This window comes from Shigella sp. SIG3 (assembly GCF_053555855.1).
This window is the reverse complement of sequence record NZ_JBQZXE010000198.1, coordinates 1-3,666: the sequence shown is the minus strand read 5'-3', so window position 1 is coordinate 3,666 and position 3,666 is coordinate 1. Positions and strand designations below refer to the sequence as shown.

Sequence of the window (3,666 nt, the reverse complement as noted above, 5' to 3'; positions counted from 1 at the left end):
GATTTGCTAAAGGTTGGGACTTCGTAGCTGGTGGGGTTGTTTGTGTAAGCGTAGGAGTTGTGCTTGTTGCGTTCTCTTGATGCCTGAAGCATCGCTCTAAATTCTGCGTCTCTCATTCATATTCTGCCCCTCATAACATGTTATTATTCTGTTAACTTATATATACAATGCTAGCATTTTCAAAGACTAATACCAAGTATTTTTAACAATTTCGTAACATCTGCGGTGTAATGGGTTTATGGGGAGAGTAAAATATGAGGCGTGGCTATGTATCTGGTCACATGGTTATTGCATTGCACACAGACCTCTTCAATCGCTCTGTAACGAGTTAAATGACCTCTTCAGGTCAACTCATAAGGTCAGGTACTTTTTTGTGTCAGAATGCGATTGAGAGCGCCTTACAAGGAAAACTAATGGTAAATCTCCCTCCTGAGCTGGGGTCACCTGATGTATGGGCTGGTGGAGGTATTGGACTTATTGCAGATCTGCTACTTCGTTACGTCCTCGTCAGAGTGCTTGTTGTCTTTAAACTGTTCGGTCGCACATGGACGCTTGACCTTAAGGATAATGACCACACAGACCCCCGTTAAACTCCCTTCAAAACCCCCCTGTACGAGATGGCATAGGGGCATCTTTAGCATTTTGTGCTATCTGTTAAAAAATAGCCTGACAGAACCGGAAGACTGTATCTATCAAGTATTCACCTCTCTGACAGTAACCTCTAAAAGCTCTTATTTTTCAATGAGTTGTAACCACCCAATATAGAGAACTGACAAGTCTCTTCACAGACAACTCTGCAACCTTAACAGTAACTTCTAAAAATGCTTATCTTTCAAAGGGTTGTAATTAGCCAATATAATAGCTGTTCAGTTTCTTCACAGAGAACTTCAAAGGTTAACTTCACCCATAGAGCGACACCCCAGAAAGGGAAGCTCCCTTCTAATTGGTATTGTTACCAATCCCTAAACCGACTTTCTTAACCAGCCCTTTACGTTATTCGTTCACAGTGTTGATAAGTGGTTTTGCCCTCTGTTTCTGTTATCATCGGGCTTACCTTATCAGGGCTTTGAAATGTCCCTGTAAATCCTCTTAACGGGAGAGAAAGAACATAGTGACCCCAAGCGAAGCGCCCCTCTTAGTATATTTCTTAATCGCCTCTTTAGCATTTAGTGCTTTTTGTTAAGTTTAGCACTTTTTGCTAAAGACAAAACACTTGACAAAATGGCAGGATTGTTCACCTAGCCCTCTTAACAGACTTTTAAGAGACTTTGAAACAGCCTGTTTAACAGGTCACTACCTCTGGTCTTATCGTTCCCTCTCTTCCGTTCCCTCTCTTCTTGGTAGTTCTGTTAAAGTATTTTTTCAGGTATCTCTTACAGTCACTGTTAAGATAGAACCTACCTTCGGTTTCATGGTTCTCTTCCTCCCGTTAAACACTCTTATCAAGCCCTCTGCATAATCACTACCAAGAATCTTACAAGGTAATATCCAGACCTCTTATAGCTGACCTGATACAGAAACATTACAGGCATACTCTCTAACATTACAGGCATACTCTCTAGATACTATCAAGGGACACTAAGCGGGAGAGAGGGGATATGTGACCATAGGGGAACCCCTCCTACTTAAAAGAACTATTTGACATCACTGTGATGGTTGTTTAAGATGCAACTGTGCAGACACCTTCATCGGTTCTCTACGCTTCCTTATAGTCTGGCGGGGTAGGGTATGGCTTGGTAAGGTGGGGTACGGTTAGGTCTGGTATGGGTGGATTGTCGTAGCCACGATTAAAAATCGACTTGTAAAGGGACTCTTCGTGAAGTAATTCATTACTGAATCACCTACGGGAGTCCTTTTTAGTTTGTATAAAATCTGTACAGTAACTTTTCAGACTCTGAAAATTTTTATAAAATCATAGTAGCCCCTCTTCAAATTCCCTCTCTGAGAATCTTCAAAAATATCTGACAGATGTCTGTAGCTGCTAAGTACCTGTTACACCAGCTATGTGATCCCCTTTGCAAAAAAGCCAAATATCAGCTACATCCATGTAACTATTCAGTAACTTATTTAGCAAGTCTGTAATAAGTTGCTCTAGAGATTCCTAATTCTTCCTGAATCTGCAACCTCGTCTTACCTTGTGAAATAAGCGTCTGTACAGCCTCTGAAGAAGCTTTTACAGGCCTCCCCATATGTACCCCTTCAGCTTTAGCACGTTCAATACCAGCCTTTCTACGTTCACTGATAAGGTCTTTTTCAAGGTCAGCTAAACCAGCCATCATAGTAAGCATTGCTCTACCGATTGGTGTTAATAAGTCAAAACCTTCACGTAGAGAAACAACCCTCACACCTTTAGTCTGTAGTGCCTCCACGTTAGAGAGCACATCAACGGTATTACGCCCTAAACGGTCAATAGCTACCACAACTAACGTATCGTCACACCTTACATAGTTCATCATGTTTCTAAAACCATCTCTGCTGGTGGCCTTTGTAGCTCCTGAGACAGCCTCATCAATAAACCATTTATCGACCTTGTGAACCTTCTCTATCTGTAGTTTCTGGTTGTCTACAGTCTGGTCTTGTGTTGATACCCTGCAATAACCAATCACCGCCATAATGTTCCCCTTAGAAGTCTCAAAAGTTAGTCTCATAAGTTTAGCTGTCTCATAATCCAAAAACAACCTTTTGAGACTACTTGAGGGTGCATTCTACCGTTACGTTGAAAGTGTCTCAAAAGGAAGTCCTTTTAAGACTGGTTATGAAGGAGCTATGAAGATTTTAGGAGGGTAACTATAACCATCACTTTCTAACTTTCACGTAGGAAATCGTTAAGTTTCTTGATAGTTACACCATGTGACCAAACATCTATATATCGTTATATAGTCCTGTATATAGCACTTTTCTAGGAGTCGAGAGAGGAACGACTAACACCCTGCATAGTTCCCTGAAAAGAGACTTCACAGATTCTCTATATATTTCAATAAGTTATGCTAAAAAGAGACTATACCGATACTGCATAGAATTTGTGTAAAACTGCTTAGATACTTGGAAATCTACTATTAAATTGCATAGTCATTCACCTGATATTGTCCTGTTTTTAACAGGTCTCCTAGAAAACCGAATAGACTTCATTCAAGGGTTATTGAAGTCATAATCATTTCAGTAGAAAAACCAGGCCTCGATTTTAAATGCAAATAGCAATCATATTCAATAAGGCAAGACGATCAGGATCAGTGAAAATGTCATTTTTGGCGTAATTACCCTTACTTTATGCATGACCTTAACAAAGACATCATCTTTCCGTTGCAGATCTTCGCCCTTTCAAATAACGTACTTTACAACTTTCCCGAACAAGGAGTTGTGCCCGTGTTGTATGTTATTTACGCTCAAGACAAAGCTGATAGCCTCGAAAAACGCCTTTCCGTTCGTCCGGCACATTTAGCACGTTTACAGTTACTGCATGATGAAGGTCGTTTGTTGACAGCTGGTCCAATGCCAGCGGTAGACAGTAACGATCCAGGGGCTGCGGGATTTACTGGCTCAACCGTTATTGCTGAATTTGAATCGCTGGAAGCAGCTCAGGCCTGGGCCGATGCTGACCCGTACGTAGCGGCAGGAGTCTATGAACACGTTTCAGTGAAACCATTTAAGAAAGTGTTCTGAGTAGTG

2 protein-coding genes are annotated in these 3,666 nt (G+C 41.2%); one reads left to right on the top strand and one right to left on the bottom strand.

What is annotated here, in order from left to right:
• Positions 1-2,063 precede the first annotated feature (2,063 nt).
• Positions 2,064-2,612 (bottom strand): recombinase family protein, encoded by a 549-nt coding sequence (locus tag ACUU1I_RS19995; protein ID WP_000268372.1) that lies wholly within the window; start codon positions 2,610-2,612, stop codon positions 2,064-2,066.
• Between the two features lie 751 nt (positions 2,613-3,363).
• Here ACUU1I_RS19995 and ACUU1I_RS19990 point away from each other — a divergent pair.
• Entirely contained in the window at positions 3,364-3,660 is a 297-nt protein-coding gene (locus ACUU1I_RS19990; protein ID WP_000967595.1) for a YciI family protein, read from the top strand.
• The last annotated feature ends 6 nt before the right edge of the window (positions 3,661-3,666 follow it).

What these genes read in the sequence shown, in the direction of transcription:
- ACUU1I_RS19995 (WP_000268372.1), bottom strand. Translation starts at nt 2,612, where the DNA reads ATGGCGGTGATTGGTTATTGCAGGGTATCAACACAAGACCAGACTGTA.